The organism is Mesorhizobium sp. B2-3-6 (assembly GCF_006442305.1).
In the GTDB taxonomy this organism is placed as follows: domain Bacteria; phylum Pseudomonadota; class Alphaproteobacteria; order Rhizobiales; family Rhizobiaceae; genus Mesorhizobium.
Genome location: NZ_VFVW01000004.1, coordinates 402,071 through 421,811, shown reverse-complemented (window position 1 = coordinate 421,811; position 19,741 = coordinate 402,071). Strand labels below are relative to the sequence as shown.

The following is a 19,741-nucleotide window of genomic DNA, read 5'->3' as shown; positions in this document are numbered from 1 at the left end:
TCTTTCGCCTCTCGATGGGGAGAAAACGCTTTTTCGGACCAATTGACAAACGACCAAATCGAGGGTCAGCTGTGACTATGGATCACAGCTTAGACGGCATCTTGCCGCTCGAGACACTGCGCGCCTTCGATGCAGCGGCACGCACGGGGAGTTTTTCGGCAGCCGCGCAGAGGCTCCACCTTACCCATGGCGCTGTCAGCCGGCAGATTGCCAAGCTGGAGGACTGGCTTGGCCTGAAGGTTTTCGAACGCGGGGCGCGCGGCGTGACGCTGACGAACGAAGGCAATCGCCTGCATCTCAGGACCACAGAAGCCTTCGCGTTGATCTCGGTCAATTCGGACCGTTGGGTTGAACCGCGCGGCACCGCAGTGGTGCGGCTGGCTTCGATCCCCTCGGTAAGCGGCCTATGGCTGATGCCACGCATGGCGGCGCTTGAGAATGATCCCACCCGCCTGCGCATCGTGCTGGATGTCGACAACCGCCAGGCCGATCTCGCCGACGAAGGCATCGATCTGTCGGTGCGCTGCGGACGCGGCCGCATCCCGGGCCGCGTTTCGATGCAGTTGTTCGAGGAGTATCTGTTTCCGATCGCCTCGCCGAGCCTCGCGCCTGAGATCGGTGGCGGCGACCCGGCCCGGCTGCTCAAATTCCCGCTGATCAACGATTCCGACGCATCCGGCTGGCGCGCCTGGTTCGCCGCGCGGGACATGGATTACCGGCCGCGCCCGCAGGATCGCCGCTTCGAAGACTACAATCTGGTGCTCGATGCCGCGGCGCACAGCCTGGGCATCGCCCTGGCGCGCCCGCCGCTCACCGAACACCAGATACGGTCGGGGCGCGTCGTGGCCGTCGACGACCGCGTTGTGCTCAATCCCGTCTCCTACTGGCTAGATCGTCCCGCCGGGAGGCCCCGCGCCGCTGCCGCCGACCTGTCGCGCCGCATCGCGGCGCAGGCCGGTGTGTCGGCGGAAAAGATCGAACACTTCATCGAAGCCGACACGTAGGTTTCAGAGCAGTTCACCGTTTCACGGAAACGGCGAACCGCTCTATGTCTTTGTTTTGCGCAATTCCATAGGGAAAGCGCTACGCGCGTTTCCCGGGAAAACCGTACACACTTGCTTTAGCGAATGGCCAACCAGACAAATGCAATGAGCGCGGCAACCAGCAGGCCCGTTGCGATGGGGCCGATGCCGACCGCGCCTTGTTCGCGATTCCCCGGTGCGGCTCCCTTTGGTTGGCCGGTCATGCACCCCGGCACCACATTGTCGGCTGACGCCTTTTGCACGACGGATACCCGCGGCGGGACGAACGCCGGCCACGAGAGCGGCGCGGGCCGGGCAGCGCCGCCGTCTTCGGCTCTTGTGACGGCCACTGGCACGCCGCGCTGAGCCTCGTCACCTGGCGACGCCTGCTTACGCGCCGAAATCTCGGAAACGGCCTTTTCGGCGGTGTCCATGTCCGGCTCCATCGCCGCCTGATAGGCCCGTACGATCTGCGGTGCGGCCAATTGCTGCGACGTCTCGGCCGACGCGGGCGGCAGGGCCGCCAACGCTTCCAAGGCCGGTTGCGGGCGCAAGACCGGTAGCGGCGGTCGCAAGGCCACCTTGACCAGCGCTGCCTTGAGCACATCGGGTTTCGCCGGCGGCACCGCCTGCGGCGTCATCGCCTCCTTGAGCAAGGAAGCCAGCCGAGCGGAAGAAATGTCCATCATGTCCCCACCAATGGTACTCTTCGGCTCATCAAATAGGATATCAGCATTGCCTCGAGCTTGTCCCATGCTTGACCTTGCCGGCAATTTGTGGCGATGAACTCGGCATGAAGCTCGGCACCAAAGCATGATGAACCGTTTCGAAGGCCCCGGCGGCAAGGAAGCCCGTATTCGCTATCTCGACGGCGACTTCCAGGTGACGAGCCCGGGCGCGTTCGTGCGCTGCGCGGTGACCGGCGAAAGCATTCCGCTCGACGAGCTGAAGTACTGGAGCGTTGAGAGGCAGGAGCCCTACATCAACGCCGCGGCCTCATTGCGCCGCGAGATCGAGGCGCATCCGGAATTGCGCAAGCGAAGCTGAGCAAATCCCGGAATGCGCAGCCGTTTCTGTCCGCCGTTGCGTAAAAACCAAGAAGCAGAGCGGGTCGGCGATTCCATCGAAGGCTGAACGCCTTAGCCCTTAAGCTTAAGCTTACGCTGGCGCCAGGCATCGAGCGTCTCCTCGATGATACGTTCGGGAACGTGGTCGAGTTCGAAGACCGCGTCGATTTCCAGCACGTCGAGACGATCGAGAAAGTCCTTCGAAGCGCCGTGGCGCAGCCGGGCGGCATCCTTGGCGGTGGTGATGAGGCCGAGCCCTTCGGCGCGCGCGGTGGCCGCCAGTTCAGCAAGCTCATCCTCGGCGTAGAAATGATGATCCGGAAACGGCCGCTTCAAAGCCACCTCGCCGCCGGCCTCCTCTACCGTGTCGAAGAATTTCTCGGGGTGGCCGATGCCGGCGAAGGCAAGATAACGTTTGCCGGCGAGGCGCTCCTTGCCGCTCGGCTCGGTGTGAGCCTCGAAGATCGGCCGGCCGGCGCGCGCCGCCTGGCGCACCACCGCGTCGGCGGCGGTGCCGTCACCCATCTTCAGCAACCCGCTGGTGAAGACCAGCTGATCGACGACCCTGGCCCTGAGCGGTCCGCCCGGGATGACACGGCCGTTGCCAATGCCGTAGCGCGCGTCGACGACGACCAGCGCATAGTCGATATGGATGCGCGCGCTCTGGAAACCGTCATCCATGATCAGGAAATCGCAGCCATGGTTTTCCATGAGCAGCCGTGCTCCGGCAGCGCGGTGCGGCGTCACTGCCACGGGCGCGTGTTCGGCCAGCAGCAGCGGCTCGTCACCGACATGCCTGGCGCTGTCGTGTTTGATGTCGACGACATGCGGCTCGGCGAAGGAGCCCCCATGGCCGCGCGAGAGGAAACCGGGTTTGAGCCGCATGCGCCTGGCGTGTTCGGCCATGGCGATCGCCACCGGCGTCTTGCCCGTCCCGCCGACGGTGAAATTGCCGATGCACAGAACCGGCGCTTCGATCTTCTCGCGCCTGGCCCGCCGCATGCCACGGCCGGCGACGAATGCATAGGCGGCCGACAGCGGCGACAGCGCGAAAACGCGCCAGTCCGGCTCCTCCCACCAGAACGGCGGTGCTTCGGAGGCCATTTTACCGCCCGTTCGCGCCCTTCAGGCGCGCCTTGACGACCAGCGGCTGGATATAGGGCTCAAGCGACTTCAGCGTGCGCGCCAGCGCGCCGCGCATCTCATCGACGGTCGCGGCGCCGGCCGCCATCATCTCATGGCGCGCGACTTCGTTGGTGAGCAGGAAGTTGACCGCACCGGCCAGCATGTCGCGGTCGCGCACCAGCTTGGCGCCGCCGCTGTCGAGCAGGCGCTGGTAGGCCTCGCGGAAATTCTGCACGTTGCGTCCGGCAAGGACCGCCGTCTCGAGCATGGCTGGCTCGAGCGGGTTCTGGCCGCCTTCAGAGGTGAGCGAACGGCCGACAAAGGCGATCTCGGTCATCCTGAGATAGAGTCCCATCTCGCCGATCGTATCGCCGAGCAGGATGTCGACATCGGGCCCGATCCTGTCGGCCTTGCTGCGCCGCGCTACCTTGAGGCCCATGCCGGAAATCTGCTCGGCCAGGGCCCCGGCGCGGTCGGGATGGCGCGGGACGACGATCGTCAGCAGGCCGTGGTGACGCTTGTGCAGCATCGCATGAACCTCGGCGGCAACCACTTCCTCGCCGTCATGGGTCGAGATCGCCGCCCAGGTCGGACGGCCGCCAATCTGCCGCTGCAAGGTGGCCAGCGCCCGTTCGTTGACGGGCGGCGGGTTGGTGTCGACCTTGAGATTGCCGGAAACGGTTACCGGCCGGGCGCCGAGCGCGCGGAAACGCTCGCCGTCGACATCGGACTGGGCAACGACATGGGCAAGGTTCTCGAACAGCGCCTCGGCGATGTTGGGGCGCTTCTTCCAGGACGTGAAGGAGCGGTCGGACAGCCTGCCATTGACCAGAACCTGCGGCACGTGGCGGGCGCCAAGCTCGAGAATCGTCATCGGCCAGATCTCCGATTCGGCGATGATCGCCAGATCCGGCTTCCAGTGGTCGAGGAAACGGCTGACCGCCGGCTTGAGGTCGAGCGGCACATACTGGTGGATGATGCGGTCGCCCAATCTCTCGTCGGCGACCTTGGCCGACGTTACGGTGCCGGTCGTCAGCACGATATTGACGCCGTAGTCGAGTATGCTCTCGACCAGGGGAACGACAGCTATGGTTTCGCCGACGCTCGCGGCGTGGATCCAGATAACAGGCCCATCGGGGCGAGGCCGGCCGGCGACGCCGTAGCGTTCGCGGCGGCGGTTGCGGTCTTCCTTGCCGCGCGAGGTGCGCCAGGCAACATAGGGTCCGACCAGCGGATAGGCGACAGCGCCCGCCAAACGATATGCCGTCAGCATGGTACGCGCCCAGCGACCGCTCATCGCGGGGCATCCACGAGACGGTAGGCCTCGGCGGTCGCGGCATTGAGCGAGGCCGTCACTTCGAGGCGCTTGCGCTCCATCTCGGCGTCATCGGCATTGGCCGGCACGAAAACCGGTGTACCGATGATGATGGACGAGCGGCCGAACGGCAGGTTGATGGTCGTCTTGTCCCAGCTCTTCTCCAGCACCTTGCGGCGGCTGGTGGCAATGGCCGCCGGCAGGATCGGCCGGCCGGAGAGCCGCGCCAGGAGCACGATGCCAAGCCCCGCATCGCGCGGCGTGCCATGGGGGATGTCAGCGATCATGGCGACGTTCTTGCCGGCGACGAGCGACTTTTTCAGGGCGATCAATGCCTTGGCGCCGCCCTTGTCGAGATGTTTGGCATTATCGCGCCCGCCGGAGCCGCGTACGGCCTCGATGCCGAATCTCTCGATCATCAGGGCGTTGAGTTCGGCATCGGCACTGCGCGACACCATGGCGACGAGCGGCCTGCCCTTGGGGTAGTAGGCCGGCGTCAACAGATGCTGGCCGTGCCAGAGCGCAATGATGCCGGGCTCGAACTGGGCATAGGCACCGCCGGTCAATTTCGCCGAGCCGTCGACGACGCGGTTGGTCAGGCGCACCAGCCGAACGAACTGCGCCAGCAGGCCGACGATGATGTTTTTGACGAATCGCGACTGCGCCAGCGGCTTGCGGATCCTGCGCCAGAAGGCCTTGGTGGCGCGGCTGCGGCCCCTGCCCGTCGGCGTAGCCTGGCCGGGCGGCGCTTTCGCCAGATCATTATCCATCGAAGTCAACCGACAGCCTTGTGGTCGGGGTCCAGGAGCCGATGCAGGTGCACGACGAAATAACGCATATGGGCATTGTCCACGCTGGCCTGCGCCTTGGCTTTCCATGCCGTATGGGCGGATTGATAGTCGGGATAGATGCCGACGATGTCGAGCGCGTCAAGATCGCGGAATTCGGTGCCGCCAAGCTTCTTCAGTTCGCCGCCGAACACCAGGTGCAAAAGCTGTTTCTTTCCGTCTTCCGCGGCCATTTCGGTCCTTCACATATTGTGAGTTTGTGACAGGTCTAGACCAAAGCCGCCGACTTTGGAACCTTCGATAATGCTTTCAATCATCCAGTCCGGCAATGACGCCCACGAGCACCGCCAGCAGTTCACCGCTGCCGGCGGCGAGCGCGCCGTGGCGGGTCACCTCGCCGGCATAGAGCGGCGCGCGGCCATGCAGGTCGAGCAACTGGCCGCCCGCCTCGCGCAGGATAAGGTCGGCGGCGGCGATATCCCAGTCGTGCGCGTTCGGCTTTACGAAAGTGGCATCGAGCGTGCCGTTGGCGATCATTGCCAGGCGATAGGCAAGCGAAGGGCTGTAGGGCGCCCGCTTCAGCCGTTCCTGCCAGCCGGCCGGTATCCTGTCGAGCAACTGCTTCAATCCGGAAATTTCGGCCTTGTCGCCGGGCTGGCGCACCGCGATGCGCCTGCCGTTACGGAAGGCGCCCTGGCCAGGCAGCGCCCAGTAAGTCTCGTTAAGCGCCGGACACTCGAGCACGCCGGCAAGCGAACGGCCATGCTCCACGACGGCGACGCTGACACACCAAGTGCGCTGGCCTTCCAGGAAGCCGCGGGTGCCGTCGATCGGATCGACGACAAAGGTTCGGCGCGCCGAAAGCCGCACTGGATCGTCGACCGTCTCCTCGGACAGCCAGCCATAATCCGGCCGCGCCGCAAGCAGGGTCTGGCGCAAATACGCATCGGCGGCGTGATCGGCCTCACTGACCGGCGAGGTCCCGCCCTTCATCCAGACCTGCGGGCTGTTCCCGAAGTAACGCATGGCGATGACGCCGGCCTCGCGGGCAGCGTCGCGCAGCAGCGGCAGATCCTCCGTGGCGCCAGTCGTGGTCAGATCATGCTCCGGCAAGGGTCATGCCTTCGATCAGCAACGTGGGGGCGGCGGTGCCGAAATTGCGATCGAGATCGCTTGCCGGCACCATGTTGAGGAACATCGTCTTCAGGTTGGAGGCGATCGTGACTTCGGCGACGGGGTAGGCAAGCTGGCCGTTGTCGATCCAGAACCCGGAAGCGCCGCGGCTGTATTCGCCGGTCACCATGTCGACACCTTGCCCGAACACCTCGGTGACGTAGAAGCCCGTCTTGAGCGAGGCGATCAGTTCTTCCGGCGAGCGCTCGCCCGGCTCGATGGCAAGATTGGTCGAAGACGGCGAGACGGACGAGCCGCTGCGCGAACCGCGTCCATTGGTAACGAGACCCAGTTCCCGCGCCGCCGAGGTCGACAGGAACCAGTGGTTGAGCACACCGTTCTCGATCATCAAAAGCTTGTCGCCTTCGACGCCTTCGCCGTCGAACGGACGCGAGGCCTGGCCGCGCCGCCTCAGCGGCTCGTCGGTGACGGTAATGGCCGATGCAGCCACCTTTTTGCCCATCATGTCGCGCAGGAACGACGTCTTGCGCGCGACGGCAGCGCCGTTGATGGCGCCCGCGAGATGGCCGGCAATGCCGCGCGCCACGCGCGGATCGAACACCACGTCGACCGGTCCGGTCGCGGCCTTGCGCGCGCCGAGCCGGCGCACGGCGCGTTCCCCGGCCTTGCGGCCTATGTCTTCCGGCGCATCCAGGTCGGCAAAATGCTGGCGCGAGGAGAATTCATAATCGCGCTCCATGCCGGTACCCTCGCCGGCGATGACGCTCGTGGAGCGCGAGAAGCGCGAGGCGACATAATGGCCGAGGAAGCCGTGCGAGGTGGCCAATACCAGCCCTCCGAGCCCGGCGCTGGCATTGCTGCCCGCCGAATTGGTCACGCCTTTGACGGCCAGAGCCGCCGCTTCCGCGGCCAGTGCCGCTTCCTTCAACTGGTCGGCCGATACTTCTGTTGCATCGAATAGGTCGAGATCGCGCGTCTGCCTGGCCAGCAGCGCCGGATCCGCGAGGCCCTGGTTGGGATCTTCGGGAGAGACCCTGGCCATGGCGACGGCACGTTCGGCAAGCGCCTTCGGATCGGACGCGGCAGTCGCGGAAACACTTGCCACCCGCTGGCCGACAAAGACACGCAGCGAAACGTCGTCGCCTTCCGAGGCCTCGGTGTTTTCGACCTTGCCCAGCCGCACCGACACACCGGTCGAGCGGCCACGCACCGCGACGGCATCCGCGGCATCGGCGCCAGCTTTTTTGGCAGCCTCGACCAGGGCCGCGACGCGGTCGGTCAATCTTGATGCGTCCGATATATCGCTCATGCGCGTGATCCTGCTGTTGCGGCTGGCCCGAGAGCCGCCGTCCCCCATCTATTGTTCCGGTCCGGCTTGTGCAATGGCACAAGCTTCAATCAAAATGCATCGGTTCAGCCGCCCATCGCGAAGCGCGGCACCGCATCGCCAGCACGGAGCATTTCCAATGACGCCTTTCCATCTTGCCTTCCCGGTCCGTGATCTCGATGAAACACGCGCTTTCTATGGCGAGGTGCTGGGTTGCGCCATCGGCCGCTCTTCGGAGACCTGGGTCGATTTCGACCTGTTCGGCCACCAGATGTCGGCGCATCTGCGGCCACCGGCCGCGCCGGCTGCCAGCGACGGCAAGGTCGACGGCATGGCGGTGCCGATCCCGCATTTCGGCGCCGTGCTTTTGATGGATGACTGGCAGCGGCTTGCCGCGCGGCTGGAAGCACGCGCCGACATAGACTGGCTGGAGCGGCCGATGATCCGCTTCAAGGGAGAGCCCGGCGAACAGGCGACGCTGTTCATCCGCGATCCCTCGGGCAACGCGCTGGAATTCAAGGGCTTTCGTTCGCTGGAGCAGATTTTCGCGCATTGACATGGTGCAAGCCGTGGCGCGCGGACTCAGGACCCGGCAACAGGCGTCCAGATCACATCCTCGATTTTTTGCGCGCCCGTGGCCAGCATCGCCAGCCTGTCGAAGCCGAGCGCGATGCCGCTGGCCTGTGGCATGACCGCGAGTGCCGCGAGAAAATCCTCGTCCAGCGGATAGCGCTCGCCATAGACGCGCTCTTTCTCGTCCATTTCCATGATGAAGCGCCGGCGCTGCTCCTCGGCGTCCGTCAACTCGCCGAAGCCGTTGGCAAGTTCGACGCCGCAGCAATAGAGCTCGAAGCGCTCGGCGACGCGGGGGTCGCGTGGGCTCGGTCGCGCCAGAGCCGCCTCGGCGACCGGGTACTCGCAAAGGATGGTCGCGCGGCCGATACCGAGATTGGGCTCGATCTTCTCCACCATCACCCGGCTGAACAGGTCGGCCCAGCCGTCGTCGGGCGCGGTACGCAGGCCGGCACCGATCAGGGCCTGATGGAGCGAATCGCGGTCGGTGATGCCGTCGGCGCTGACCGTCGCAAGCAGATCGATCCCGGCATGGCGCGCGAAGGCGTCCGCCACCGTCAGCCGCTCCGGCTCCGCGAAAGGATCGCAGTCGCGGCCGCGAAAGCTGAAGCGCGTGGCCCCTGCCCTTGTCGCGGCCAGCGCCAGCAGATCCGCGCAATCCCGCATCAGGCTCTCATAGGCTTCGCCGACCCTGTACCATTCGAGCATGGTGAATTCGGGATGGTGCAAAGGGCCACGCTCGCGGTTGCGATAGACCGGGCCGAAGCTGAAGATCCTGGTCTCGCCGGCAGCGAGCAGCTTCTTGCAGGCGAATTCCGGCGACGTGTGCAGATAGAGCGGCTTGCGCTGCCCGTCCGGCGCGACCGCCTCGGTTGCGAAGGCCGCCAGATGCGCCTCGTTGCCGGGCGATATCTGCAGGGCCGATGCCTGCACCTCGATGAAATCGCGACGGGCGAACCAGTCGCGCAAGGCGGCGGCAAGGCCGTTGCGCAGCATCAGGCGCGAACGGCGATCGGCATGCACATGCGGCGTCCACCAGGGCGAAGCGGCGGTCATGGGCGGTTTGAAGGCGCGCTGGTTCGCGTTGGGGGCTGGCGGTTCGCGCCGAGATGCGCTAGGCCCCCATCCAGCGCCGCGCAAGCCGGCAAACGCCCGTCAACTCTCGCAGGATAAAAAACCGTGGTGAAAGTCATCGCCAGTTCGCTCCGCAAAGGCAATGTCGTCGACAAGGACGGCAAGCTTTATGTGATCCTCTTTGCCGAAAACATCCACCCAGGCAAGGGCACGCCCGTGACGCAGCTCGACATGCGCCGCATCGGCGACGGGGTGAAGGTTTCGGAACGCTACCGCACCACCGAACAGGTGGAGCGCGCCTATGTCGAGGAGCGCGAGCACACCTTCCTCTACGCCGACGGCGAAGGCTATCACTTCATGAACCCCGAGACCTACGACCAGGTGGCGGTGTCGGAAGCCGTCGTCGGCGATGCCGCCCCCTATTTGCAGGAAGGCATGCCGGTTCAGGTCTCGCAGTTCAACGGCATCGCCATCTCCCTGGTGCTGCCGCAGCGGGCCACCTTCGAAGTGGTCGAGACCGAGCCCACGACCAAGGGCCAGACGGCGTCCTCTTCCTACAAGCCCGCCCTGCTCTCCAACGGCGTGCGCACCGCCGTGCCGCCGCATATCGCGCCAGGCACCCGCGTGGTGGTGATGACGGCCGATGGGTCCTATGTGGAGCGCGCGAAGGACTGAGGCGAACTCTTACGTCTACCCGGAAGCCAGCGCCGCCTCACTGTTTGAAACAGTGTTCGCGATGCCATTGCAGGAAGCGAGGATGTGGGCGCTCGACCTGCCGACGGGGTGGAAGCGCGCGGCGGCTCCTGTTTATGAATCCCTGCACACTCTCCAGGTCGTTAACCTGCCTTGATACCAGTATTTCCAGATCATCGGACAGGCTGATCAATCCGCGATCGAACATCCAATGCGCTGTGCCGGATAGCGCGATGCCATTGTTGACGATGTCGGGTCCGTTCTTTTCAACCGGTCGAATGTGGGCGGCAGAAACTTCCGCCCGGCCGCCGCCATTTATCAACTTGAGACCTGAGATCGCGCAACGCTCGTCATAGGCGCGCAAGACAACGCGACGAAAAATGCGATCCCGCACAATTCGCGATCCGATATAGCTTACACGACTACGGCCCTCCTCGAACTGGAATGGAGCCTTTTCGTCCTGAAACCCGGATGAAATGCCGATCTGATCCACACGTGGCAGCAACGGCTCATGGTCGTCAAAGCCCAGATCGATAATGCGATTGAAGTCGCTTGGACTGATTGGTCGGACGGCCGATTGGGCGCGACCAGAAATCCTTCCTTGGTCGTTAAGCAGGCCGCGTTCAACGAGACCATCCGTCCCATTGAAGGGAACAGGAGTGGCCAAATCGAGGTAGGTTCCCGGCTCAATCAGAGCCAGATACATACCAAGCGCTACTGGATCTGGGAGAACCTGCTGGACCTTGGCTACGGCGAAATAGCCACGGGTATCGTCTACTTTGCTAGGTTCGTAGTAGATGATCCAGTCACCGACGCATGCTTCCACACGACGCAGATACTGGCTAGGAAACTGATATCGCTCAGCGGGACTGTCATCGTAGATCGAATCTGACCGGTGAATGAAGACCCCGAATCCCATTATCTTCCTGCAGCTTGGGGGATACCCGTGGAGATGTAGCACCAAAACTCGATCTTGGGAGCTTACTCTACCTTGAGAAACTCCCCTCTCCGATAAACTTCCCCGGATTTTTACAGAGCTGTCGCAAATGGCTCGCGCAGTTCGTCCTTTGGGTGAAGAAGGAGAACGCCAATGAGAAAGCTTATCGTCACCGAATTCATCAGCGTCGATGGCATCGCCGAAGTCGAGAAACTGCCTGGCGTGACCTGGAACGACGAGATGAACAGGTTCAAGGAGGACGAGCTGGCTGACAGCGGCGCCATGCTTTTGGGACGCACAACCTACGAGATTTTCGCCGGCTCGTGGCCGAGCGAAACCGGAGACTTCGCCGACCGGTTCAACGCGCTGCCGAAATACGTCGCGTCCAGCAGTTTGAAGGTGCTCGACTGGAAACCGGCCGAGCTGCTCAGGGGGCCGCTGCCGGAGGCGGTCAGGACACTGAAGCTAGGTAGCGGCGGCAACATCTATGTGCATGGCAGCCTCAGCGTCGCACAGGAACTGTTGCGCCATGGTCTGGTCGACCGCGTCAGGCTGCTGAGCTACCCCGGCACCGTTGGCCAAGGCAAAAAGCTGTTTCCGGCCGGCGATCCGGTGTCGCTTGAGTTGATTTCCGCCAAGCCATTCAGCAATGGGGTGGTGGCGCTGGAGTATGCGCCGGTGCTGGCGAAATCGTAATCGGTTAGAGTGCCCTTCTTCCAGAGAGGACTGGAGGGCGCCTGGCTTTCGGGATCAAAACTATAGCGGTGACGTGAGGCAACGTGTGGACCTCGCGTCACCCGGTCTGCTTTCCCCGTCTTTGCTCGACAGCAGCACTTTCCCTAGCCTCCACAACCCTCTCCACCTCGCGCTTCAGCTGGTCCTTGATATCCGCCGTCTCGGTCATCAGGACCTCGATCTTGAGGAAGTCGAGCACGCGGTATTTGGACACCGCCGGGCGGATCAGGATGTCGGGCTGGCACTGCTTCAGCTTGTTGGCGATGATCGACTGCATCATCAATTGAGTGGCGCCGAACATCAGGTCGACGGAGGTCGGCCGCCTGTGGTCGGCCTCTTCCGGCGCGCCGACCACGTCGACGCCGATGATGATGTCGGCATCATCCTCGATAAGGTCGAAGGGCACGGGGTTGTAGATGCCGCCATCGATCAGCAGCCGGCCGTCGCGCATCACCGGGCGGAACACGGCAGGAATGGCCGCTGACGCCGCGAGCGCCGAATGCAGGTCGCCTTCGGCGAACACGGCCAGCTTGTGGCCGAAATAGTCCGTCGCCGTCACCTTCAGCGGGATTTTCAGCTCGGCGAAGGTTTCGGGAATGGCTTCGGGCAGGAATGCCTTGAGGATGCGTTCGACATTGAACTGGCTGACGCGGATGCCGGCCTGCATGGCCTCGGCGATGGTGCCGGGCCGCGCCCGCCACATGCGGCTCGCCACCTCGGCGCGACGGCCGAGGATCGAGCGGGCATAATCGTGGATGTCCTTGCCGGTCATGCCGGAGGCCATGCCGGCGCCCATGATGGCGCCGATCGACGAGCCGGCGATTGCGACCGGCCTGATGCCCAGTTCGTCCAGCGCCTCGATGACATGGATGTGCGCCAGACCGCGCGCGCCGCCGCCGCCAAAGGCGATGCCGAAGGTGAGGCTCATCCCTTATTGGCTCCGGCCAAGGGCGGTCCGACGACCATGATGGTCGGCTCGGCCGACAAAAGCTTCTTCGCCGCGGCCTTGACCTGGTCGAGTGTCACCGCGTTGATGAGGCCGGTGCGGCGCTGAATGTAATCGACGCCGAGGTCGTCGAGCTGCAGCTCGACCAGGGTCGCGGCGATGGCGCTGGAGGAATCCAGGTTGTTGATGGCGTAGGCGCCGATCATGTATTTCTTGGTCGCCGCCAGTTCCGCGTCGGTCGGGCCGTCCTCGGCAAGCCGCTTGACCACGTCCCGCACGATGCCAAGGGTTTCGGCGGCCCGGTCCGATCGTGTGCCGGTGGTGACGATCAGCGCGTCGGCATGGTCCTGGTTGATCAGCGAGGAATTGACGCTGTAGGCCAGCCCGCGCTTCTCGCGCACCTCCTGGAACAGGCGCGAGGTGAAGGTGCCGCCGCCGAGAATCTCGTTCATCAGAACCGCAGGGAAGAAATCCGCCGCCTTGCGCTTCACGCCAGGCCAGGCAAGCTGAAGCGAGGTCTGCGGCAGGTCGTAGTCGACCTCGATATGCCGCGCCAGATTCGGCTCGACGTCGGCAACCGGCGCGAGCGCCTGGTTCTGCGGCAGCCCGCCGAACACCATGTCCAGTTTCTTCTTCAGCGTTTCCGGGTCGATGGCGCCGACCACCGCGACATGCAGCCCGCTCCGCGCGAAGACCGCCTTGTGCAGCGCCTTCAGATCGTCCCGCGTGATGGCGGCGATGCTCTGCCTGGTGCCCTGATCGGAGCGCGAATAAGGATGATCGCCATAGAGCGCGCGCGCCCATCTGTCCTGCGCGATCGTGTCGGGGTCGTTCTCTCCGGCGATGATGCCGGACAGGATCTGAGCGCCGATGCGATCGATCGGCGCCTGGTCGAAACGCGGCTCGTTGACCGCCAGCCGCAGCAGGTCGAACGCCTCGTCGCGCTGCTCGGCCAACATGCGCATGGAACCGTAGATGCCGTCGCGGGTCTCCTCGAAGCTCATCTCGGCGCCGGCGTCGTCGAGCTTCACCTGGAAGGCGTCGCTGTCCAGAGGGCCTGCGCCTTCGTCGAACAGACCGGTCATCAGATTGGCCAGCCCTTCCTTGCCCGGCGGATCCTGCGTCGAGCCGCCCCCAAAGACGAAACGGATGGCCACCATCGGCACCGAATAGTCTTCGACCAGCCAGGCGGTGACGCCCTTGGGCGAGGTGACCTGCTGGATGTCCATGGCGCGGGCGGCAAGCGCCGGCAGGACCAGGAAGAAGATGGAAAGGAGCAAAGTGACAAGCGCTGCGCGTGCCCTCCCTTCTCCCCGTTTGGGAGACGGGAAAGAGCCGTGTTGCTCGCTCTTCATCATCAATTCCCCGCCTGTTGCTGCGGCAAGAGATAGCCGGTCGTCGACCGGGCCAGCACCAGATAGCGCGCGGCGACGGCCTTGATCTCGCCGGGAGTGATGTTGCGGATGCGCTCCGGCCATTGCTCGATGTCCTGCACATTGCCGCCGGTGGCAAGCTCGGCGCCATAGATATTGGCCATCGAATCCTGTTTGTCGCGGGCGAAAACCATCGAGCGGACATAGCGGTCCTTGGCCTTGTCCAGCTCCTTGACGGTGACGCCTTCCCTGGCGATGCGCACGACCTCCGCGTCGACGGCCGCCTCGACATCGACGAGCCTGGCGTCGCCGCGCGGCGTGCCATAGACGGTGAAGTTGGTGTCGTCCAGCATGGTGCCCTGGAAATAGGCCCCGGCGTTGGAAGCGATGCCTTGCCTGACCACCAGCGCCTGATACAGCCGGCTGCGGTTGCCGCCGCCCAGTATTTCCGCCAGCAGGTCGAGCGCCTCGGCTTCGCCGGGCTTGGCCGTGTGGTAGGACGGCACCACCCATTGGGTGGAGAAATTCGGCACGCTGACGCGGGCGTCGGACAGCGTCACCGTGCGCCTGGTGTTCTGCTCCGGCTCGACCGGGCGGACGCGCGGCGGCAGGTCGGGCCCGCGCGCGATCTTGCCGTAGGTTTTCTCGGCCAGAGCCTTGACCGTGTCGGGCTCGACGTCACCGGCCACGATCAGCACCGCGTTGTTGGGCTGGTAGTATTTGTTGTAGAAGGCGATGGCGTCGGTGCGGTTCAACTGCTCCATCTCCTGCATCCAGCCAATGACCGGAATTCGGTAGGGCTGGTTCTGCCACAGCGTGGCGTCGAGTTCCTCTTCGAGCACCGCCTCGGGACTGTTGTCGATGCGCGAACGGCGCTCCTCCAGGATGACGTCGCGCTCGGTCTTGATGACATCGTCGGTGAGGATGAGGTTGCGCATGCGGTCGGCCTCGAAGCTCATCATCAGCTCGAGCGCCGACGGCGCCACCGTCTCGTGGAAGGCGGTGTAGTCGTAGGAGGTGAAGGCATTGTTGGAGCCGCCTATGTCGGAGACGGCGCGGTCGAACTCGCCGGCGGCGCGATTGGCCGTCGCCTTGAACATCAGATGCTCGAAGAAATGGGCGATGCCGGATTTGCCTGGCGGCTCGTCGGCGCTGCCCACCTTATACCACACCATATGGGTGACGATCGGTGAGCGATGGTCGGGAATGACGACCACTTCCATGCCATTGTCGAGCAGAAAATCCGTTACCTTGAACTCGGCCGGCCGCTTGTCGGCGGCGAAGGTCGCCGGGGCCAGTCCGGCAATGACCAAAGCCAGCGATGTGGCCAAGAGCGTCTTGCGCAGCCATTCAGCCTGAAATGTCATCAATGGCTCCGGTTTCTCATGACGGACGATAGGCGGCGAGCCGATGTTGTGAAAGTGAATTGTTGATTACTGGCATGGCACGACCTGCTCCCCTGGGAAGAGGGCTCGCATTCCATCTTCGCCCGCAAATGAAGCTTAACTCAGGCGGCCTCGACAAGCCGGATCAGCGTCTCGCCATAGTGGCGCTCGTCGACAACTGAAAATCCCGGTCCCGGCTCGAAAGGCGCCGCCGCTGCCTCCTCGACCACGCACAGCGCGCCGGGACGCAGCCAGCCGCCTTGCTTGGCCGACCTCAGCGCGCGTTCGCCAAGACCCTTGCCGTAAGGTGGATCGGCGAAAACGAGGTCGAACGGCGCCAGCGTGCCGGCCTCGCCCAGAGCCGTCGCATCGCGCCGGAATATCTTGGTGCGGCCGGTCAGGCCGAAGGCCTCGACATTGTCGCGGATCAGGCCGCGGCCTTCGGCCGACTCCTCGATGAAGACGCCATAGGACGCGCCGCGCGACAGCGCCTCGAGCCCGAGAGCGCCCGTGCCTGCGAACAGGTCGAGCACGCGCGCGCCCTGCAACCGATCGGCAAAGCGATGCGCCAGCACATTGAAAACAGCCTCGCGGGTGCGGTCAGTGGTGGGGCGGATGGCGCTGCCGCGGGGCGTCGCCAGCGGGCGCCCGCGAAACTCGCCGCCGACGATCCTCATTTCGCCCTTGGACCCTTGAAACCGCCGCGCGGCCGCTCGCCGCCGCCGCCCGGACGTTCGCCACGCGGCTTGCCGAACGGCTTGGGGCCGCCCGGCTTGCCGCCGGGCTTGCCATAGGCCGGCTTGAAAGACGCCTTACGGGCCTTGGCCTCAGCGGCTTTGGCAGCATCCGCCTCCGCCCTGCCCTTGCCGATTGGGCGCGCGCCCGGCGCCATCCAGACATTGGCCTTGCGCTGGCCGGGCGGCTCGATCGGCCGCTGCTCGCGCTCGGATTTCTTGCCGCCCGGTTTGCCGCCAAAACCACCGCGCGGCTTGTCGCCGAAGCTACCGCGTTCGGGTCTCGGGCCGCGGTCGCCAAAGCTTTTTTCCGGCCTCGCGCCTCTGTCGGGGCTGGTCGACAGTTTGCCCAGCGCCTCGTCACGGCTGCCTTCGCGGCGCTTGCGGTTCTTGATCAGGCCGCCCTCGCCGATCGGCCGGTGGTCACCCTCGCGCGAAAATCTCGGCCGCTCGGCCTCCTCACGCCGCGGCTCGAACCGCCGCACCGGCAAGTTGGAAAACGGCTTTGTTATCTCGGCATCGAAATTGGCACCGGATTCCTCTATCAGGCGTTCGCCGAGCTGATCGCGCAACACCTTGCCCTTGATCTCCAGCACATGGCCTTCGGGGAGCTCGTCGAGCTGGAACGGGCCGTAGGAGATGCGGATCAGCCGCGTCACGTCGAGGCCGAGCGCGCCGAGAATGTTCTTGACCTCGCGGTTTTTGCCCTCGCGCAAGCCGATCGTCAGCCAGGCGTTCGAGCCTTGCTCGCGATCGAGGCTCGCCTCGATGGCGCCATAGAAGACGCCGTCCACGGCAATGCCTTCGCGCAAACCCGCAAGCGCACTTTCCTCGACCTTGCCATGGACGCGCACCCGGTAACGGCGCAGCCAGCCGGTGGCCGGCAGTTCGAGCACGCGAGACAGGCCGCCATCATTGGTCAGCAGCAGCAGGCCTTCGGTGTTGATGTCGAGCCGGCCGATGGTCATCAGCCGGGGCAATTCAGCCGGCAGCACGTCGAAGACGGTCTTGCGGCCCTCGGGGTCGCGGTTGGTGGTCACGACACCGGCAGGCTTGTGGAACAGGAACAGCCGAGTGCGCTCGATCGGCGGGATCTCCATGCCGTCGAGATGGATGATGTCGCCCGGCATCACATTGAAAGCCGGCGAAGACAGAACCCGGCCGTTGACCTTGACGCGGCCGGCCGCGATCAACTCCTCGGCGTCGCGGCGCGAGGCAAGCCCGGCGCGAGCCAGCCGCTTGGCGATCCGCTCGCCGGCTTCCTCGGGCGCCTCCGCAGGACGCGGACGGGACTTGAAACCGCCTTGCGGCCGGTCGGCAGCGAAATCGCGCTTCGGACGGTCTGCGAAATCGCGCTTCGGACGGTCAGAGAAGTCGGGCTTGGGCCGATCGGCAAAATCACGCTTAGGACGATCGAAGCGTCTTTCACCCGTCGCACCTTCAGCCGCCATTGGCCGCTCGCCGCGCGGTGCATACGGCTTGCGCGGGCCTTCGCGGTTTTCATAAGGCTTGCCTTGCGGACGCGGACCCTTGTTGAAGGGCCGCTCCGAGCGCCCGCCTTCCCCGCCCTCGCGCGGCTTGTACTCACGCTTCTGTGGCCGTTCGCCATCGGCGGCCATTGGACGCTCGCCACGCGGTGCGTAGGGCTTCCGCGGGCCTTCGCGGTTTTCATAAGGCTTGCCTTGCGGACGCGGACCCTTGTTGAAGGGCCGCTCCGGGCGCCCGCCTTCGCCGCCTTCGCGCGGCTTGTACTCACGCTTCTGGGGCCGTTCGCCATCGGCGGCCATCGGCCGCTCACCGCGCGGCGCGTAGGGTTTGCGCGGCCCTTCGTGCTTTTCGAAGGGCTTGCCGCCGTCGCCACGCTTGGCAAACGGTTTCTTGGCGCCGAAGGCTGGCTTGCCGCCTTTGCCGGCATCGCGCCCACGCGCGCCCGCCGGTTTCGGACCGCTTTTGCCCGGACCCTTCTGGCGCGGAGTTTTCTTGTCGTTGTCGTCCATGTGGCCTTTGTCCGTTTGCGCTGCTACAGCGTGGCGCATCCTTTCGGGCGCGCAACGAACGCTGTAGCATTTTTGATTTGGCGCATGATCATTTCCGAAAACCGTACCCGATTTTCGAGGTTATGCGCTCAATAACAGGATCACCGTCGAGTGGCGAGGAGATAATCGGAATGGAAACCCGCGTGAAGCGGCCCGATTTCATGGCGCTGGCGCTGGAGGAGGCGCAAGCGGCAGCCTCGCGCGGCGAAGTGCCGGTCGGCGCCGTCATCGCCAGCGCCGGCACGGTCGTGGCCAGTGCCGGCAACCGCACCCGGGAGCTTGCCGATCCGACGGCCCATGCCGAGATGCTGGCCATCCGCGAAGCCTGCCGAAGGCTGTCGAGCGAGCGGCTCACCGGACACGATCTCTATGTGACGCTGGAGCCTTGCGCCATGTGCGCCGGCGCCATCTCCTTCGCCAGGTTGCGCCGGCTCTACTTTGGCGCCGCGGACGAAAAGGGCGGCGCGGTGGTCAACGGCGTGCGCTTCTTCGCTTCGCCGACCTGCCATCACACGCCCGACATCTATGCGGGCATCGCGGAGGCCGAATCGGCCCTGCTGCTGAAGGATTTCTTTCGGGAACGCCGCGACTGAACGGGGTGCGATACCCGTCAGCAAAGCAAATGCGCCCCGCTTTTTACAGGGACGGCAGCCAGTCGAACCAGCCACCCTTCTTGCCTTCCGCCTCTCTCTTCAGGCGGCGTTCCTTTTTGTACTCGTCTTCGCCGAGTTCGTTTTGCGGCGCCGTGCCGGATGCGACGCGATAGGCAAGGGGCGGTTCGCTCAGATATTTGCGGGTATTCGGATCGCCCTGCTTGCTTTCGGCAAGGCGGCGCTGGATATCGGCGGCGCGGCCCTTGTCGGAATCGGCAGGCGTCCAACGCGGCGGGTGACTCGAGCCGGATTCTTCCATCGCCTTCTTCACCGAGGCGGGATCCGTCTGCACGTCGTCGACGATCTGCGACTGGTAGGACGGATCATCCTGGTGTGCGGTGGCGTCGGCGCGCAGGCGGGCACGGCGCTGCTCGGGCGATTCTGGCCATTCGGCGCTTGCGGTCTCGATGCTATCCTGTGGCGCCGGCAGCGCTTCCTTCTGACCAGGCGCGGGCTTCACCAGGGTGGGACGCGGCTTGTAATCGATGTGTTCCTTGCGCTTCGGCGCGAACGAAAAAGCGCCCGTGAGATCGCCGGCCAATTGTTCGCCGGCGGTCTTGTCGGTGCCGTAGGTCGGAGAACCGACACAGCCGGACAGAGCGAGCCCCGATGCGACAAGCGGCGCCAACAGCGCGAGGCGCGCGTTAAATCTCTCGGTCATGCCAAAAAGTCCCACTCTAGACAGCCTCTCGATCGCCGCCGGTCCCAAGGTCCGGTCCCCATCGTCCAAGCACTTGCGCCGAAAATCCGGCGACAATTTGTCTTCCGGAGTTTCGCGTGTTTACCTCAACCACTCGTTAAGGGCAACGCGCGGACGGATTTGC

Annotated in this window: 21 protein-coding genes; 6 read left to right on the top strand and 15 right to left on the bottom strand. The window is 64.7% G+C overall.

The annotated features are described in order from the left end of the window. Positions 1-77 precede the first annotated feature (77 nt). A complete protein-coding gene (locus tag FJ953_RS14615) occupies positions 78-1,004 on the top strand; it encodes a LysR family transcriptional regulator (RefSeq protein WP_140624613.1) in 927 nt (308 codons plus the stop codon). Between the two features lie 116 nt (positions 1,005-1,120). Here FJ953_RS14615 and FJ953_RS14610 read toward each other — a convergent pair whose 3' ends face one another. Continuing rightward, positions 1,121-1,678, bottom strand: coding sequence for a hypothetical protein (locus FJ953_RS14610; protein ID WP_246674811.1), 558 nt, complete (start codon positions 1,676-1,678; stop codon positions 1,121-1,123). Positions 1,679-1,835: 157 nt separating this feature from the next. On the opposite strand from FJ953_RS14610, the gene FJ953_RS14605 reads away from it, so the two are divergent. Further along, the gene (locus FJ953_RS14605) at positions 1,836-2,069 is read left to right on the top strand and encodes a DUF2093 domain-containing protein (protein WP_140494196.1); all 234 of its coding nucleotides are present in this window, start codon (positions 1,836-1,838) and stop codon (positions 2,067-2,069) included. Positions 2,070-2,161: 92 nt separating this feature from the next. Here FJ953_RS14605 and lpxK read toward each other — a convergent pair whose 3' ends face one another. The 6 genes from lpxK to FJ953_RS14575 all read right to left on the bottom strand — a co-directional run bounded on the left by lpxK (position 2,162) and on the right by FJ953_RS14575 (position 7,760). After that, complete coding sequence (gene lpxK, locus FJ953_RS14600; RefSeq protein WP_140515566.1) at positions 2,162-3,193, bottom strand: tetraacyldisaccharide 4'-kinase; 1,032 nt, start codon at positions 3,191-3,193, stop codon at positions 2,162-2,164. 1 nt (position 3,194) lies between these two features. Then, positions 3,195-4,511 (bottom strand): lipid IV(A) 3-deoxy-D-manno-octulosonic acid transferase, encoded by a 1,317-nt coding sequence (gene waaA, locus FJ953_RS14595; protein ID WP_140624611.1) that lies wholly within the window; start codon positions 4,509-4,511, stop codon positions 3,195-3,197. Further along, the gene (locus tag FJ953_RS14590; RefSeq protein ID WP_140521674.1) at positions 4,508-5,299 is read right to left on the bottom strand and encodes a lysophospholipid acyltransferase family protein; all 792 of its coding nucleotides are present in this window, start codon (positions 5,297-5,299) and stop codon (positions 4,508-4,510) included. Before FJ953_RS14590 ends, waaA begins: the two co-directional genes overlap by 4 nt. A 5-nt stretch (positions 5,300-5,304) precedes the next feature. After that, the gene (locus FJ953_RS14585; protein ID WP_140494203.1) at positions 5,305-5,550 is read right to left on the bottom strand and encodes a DUF4170 domain-containing protein; all 246 of its coding nucleotides are present in this window, start codon (positions 5,548-5,550) and stop codon (positions 5,305-5,307) included. A 76-nt stretch (positions 5,551-5,626) separates the two neighbouring features. Further along, complete coding sequence (locus FJ953_RS14580) at positions 5,627-6,430, bottom strand: 3'(2'),5'-bisphosphate nucleotidase CysQ (RefSeq protein WP_140624610.1); 804 nt, start codon at positions 6,428-6,430, stop codon at positions 5,627-5,629. Continuing rightward, positions 6,417-7,760 carry a TldD/PmbA family protein gene (locus FJ953_RS14575; RefSeq protein ID WP_140494207.1) on the bottom strand — a complete coding sequence of 448 codons (1,344 nt, stop codon included), beginning with the start codon at positions 7,758-7,760 and terminating at the stop codon, positions 6,417-6,419. Before FJ953_RS14575 ends, FJ953_RS14580 begins: the two co-directional genes overlap by 14 nt. A 157-nt stretch (positions 7,761-7,917) precedes the next feature. On the opposite strand from FJ953_RS14575, the gene FJ953_RS14570 reads away from it, so the two are divergent. Then, entirely contained in the window at positions 7,918-8,334 is a 417-nt protein-coding gene (locus FJ953_RS14570) for a VOC family protein (protein WP_140494209.1), read from the top strand. Between the two features lie 26 nt (positions 8,335-8,360). Here the strand turns inward: FJ953_RS14570 and epmA are convergent, their stop codons facing one another. Continuing rightward, positions 8,361-9,407 carry an EF-P lysine aminoacylase EpmA gene (epmA, locus tag FJ953_RS14565; protein WP_140624609.1) on the bottom strand — a complete coding sequence of 349 codons (1,047 nt, stop codon included), beginning with the start codon at positions 9,405-9,407 and terminating at the stop codon, positions 8,361-8,363. Positions 9,408-9,530: 123 nt separating this feature from the next. Between epmA and efp the strand changes: the two genes are divergently transcribed. Beyond that, positions 9,531-10,100 (top strand): elongation factor P, encoded by a 570-nt coding sequence (gene efp, locus FJ953_RS14560; RefSeq protein ID WP_140494213.1) that lies wholly within the window; start codon positions 9,531-9,533, stop codon positions 10,098-10,100. Positions 10,101-10,137: 37 nt separating this feature from the next. On the opposite strand, the gene FJ953_RS14555 is transcribed toward efp, so the two are convergent. Further along, positions 10,138-11,037 carry an HNH endonuclease gene (locus FJ953_RS14555; protein ID WP_140624608.1) on the bottom strand — a complete coding sequence of 300 codons (900 nt, stop codon included), beginning with the start codon at positions 11,035-11,037 and terminating at the stop codon, positions 10,138-10,140. Between the two features lie 171 nt (positions 11,038-11,208). Here FJ953_RS14555 and FJ953_RS14550 point away from each other — a divergent pair, with 171 nt between their 5' ends. Beyond that, positions 11,209-11,751 (top strand): dihydrofolate reductase family protein, encoded by a 543-nt coding sequence (locus FJ953_RS14550; protein WP_140624607.1) that lies wholly within the window; start codon positions 11,209-11,211, stop codon positions 11,749-11,751. Positions 11,752-11,848: 97 nt separating this feature from the next. On the opposite strand, the gene FJ953_RS14545 is transcribed toward FJ953_RS14550, so the two are convergent. The 5 genes from FJ953_RS14545 to FJ953_RS14525 form a co-directional block, all read right to left on the bottom strand. Then, positions 11,849-12,718 (bottom strand): patatin-like phospholipase family protein, encoded by an 870-nt coding sequence (locus tag FJ953_RS14545; RefSeq protein ID WP_140494217.1) that lies wholly within the window; start codon positions 12,716-12,718, stop codon positions 11,849-11,851. Further along, positions 12,715-14,091, bottom strand: coding sequence for a pitrilysin family protein (locus FJ953_RS14540; protein WP_181167395.1), 1,377 nt, complete (start codon positions 14,089-14,091; stop codon positions 12,715-12,717). Before FJ953_RS14540 ends, FJ953_RS14545 begins: the two co-directional genes overlap by 4 nt. Before the next feature lie 2 nt (positions 14,092-14,093). Continuing rightward, positions 14,094-15,476, bottom strand: coding sequence for a pitrilysin family protein (locus FJ953_RS14535; RefSeq protein WP_140624606.1), 1,383 nt, complete (start codon positions 15,474-15,476; stop codon positions 14,094-14,096). Between the two features lie 140 nt (positions 15,477-15,616). After that, positions 15,617-16,171: a 16S rRNA (guanine(966)-N(2))-methyltransferase RsmD gene (gene rsmD, locus FJ953_RS14530; protein WP_140624605.1), complete on the bottom strand. Its 555-nt coding sequence runs from the start codon at positions 16,169-16,171 to the stop codon at positions 15,617-15,619. Next, on the bottom strand, positions 16,168-18,225 hold the full coding sequence (locus FJ953_RS14525) for a pseudouridine synthase (RefSeq protein WP_140624604.1): 2,058 nt from the start codon (positions 18,223-18,225) through the stop codon (positions 16,168-16,170). The genes rsmD and FJ953_RS14525 overlap by 4 nt, the downstream gene beginning before the upstream one ends. A 182-nt stretch (positions 18,226-18,407) precedes the next feature. Here FJ953_RS14525 and FJ953_RS14520 point away from each other — a divergent pair, with 182 nt between their 5' ends. Then, positions 18,408-18,857, top strand: coding sequence for a nucleoside deaminase (locus FJ953_RS14520; RefSeq protein ID WP_140522168.1), 450 nt, complete (start codon positions 18,408-18,410; stop codon positions 18,855-18,857). Positions 18,858-18,900: 43 nt separating this feature from the next. On the opposite strand, the gene FJ953_RS14515 is transcribed toward FJ953_RS14520, so the two are convergent. After that, the gene (locus tag FJ953_RS14515) at positions 18,901-19,578 is read right to left on the bottom strand and encodes a hypothetical protein (protein ID WP_140494227.1); all 678 of its coding nucleotides are present in this window, start codon (positions 19,576-19,578) and stop codon (positions 18,901-18,903) included. Positions 19,579-19,741: the final 163 nt, after the last annotated feature.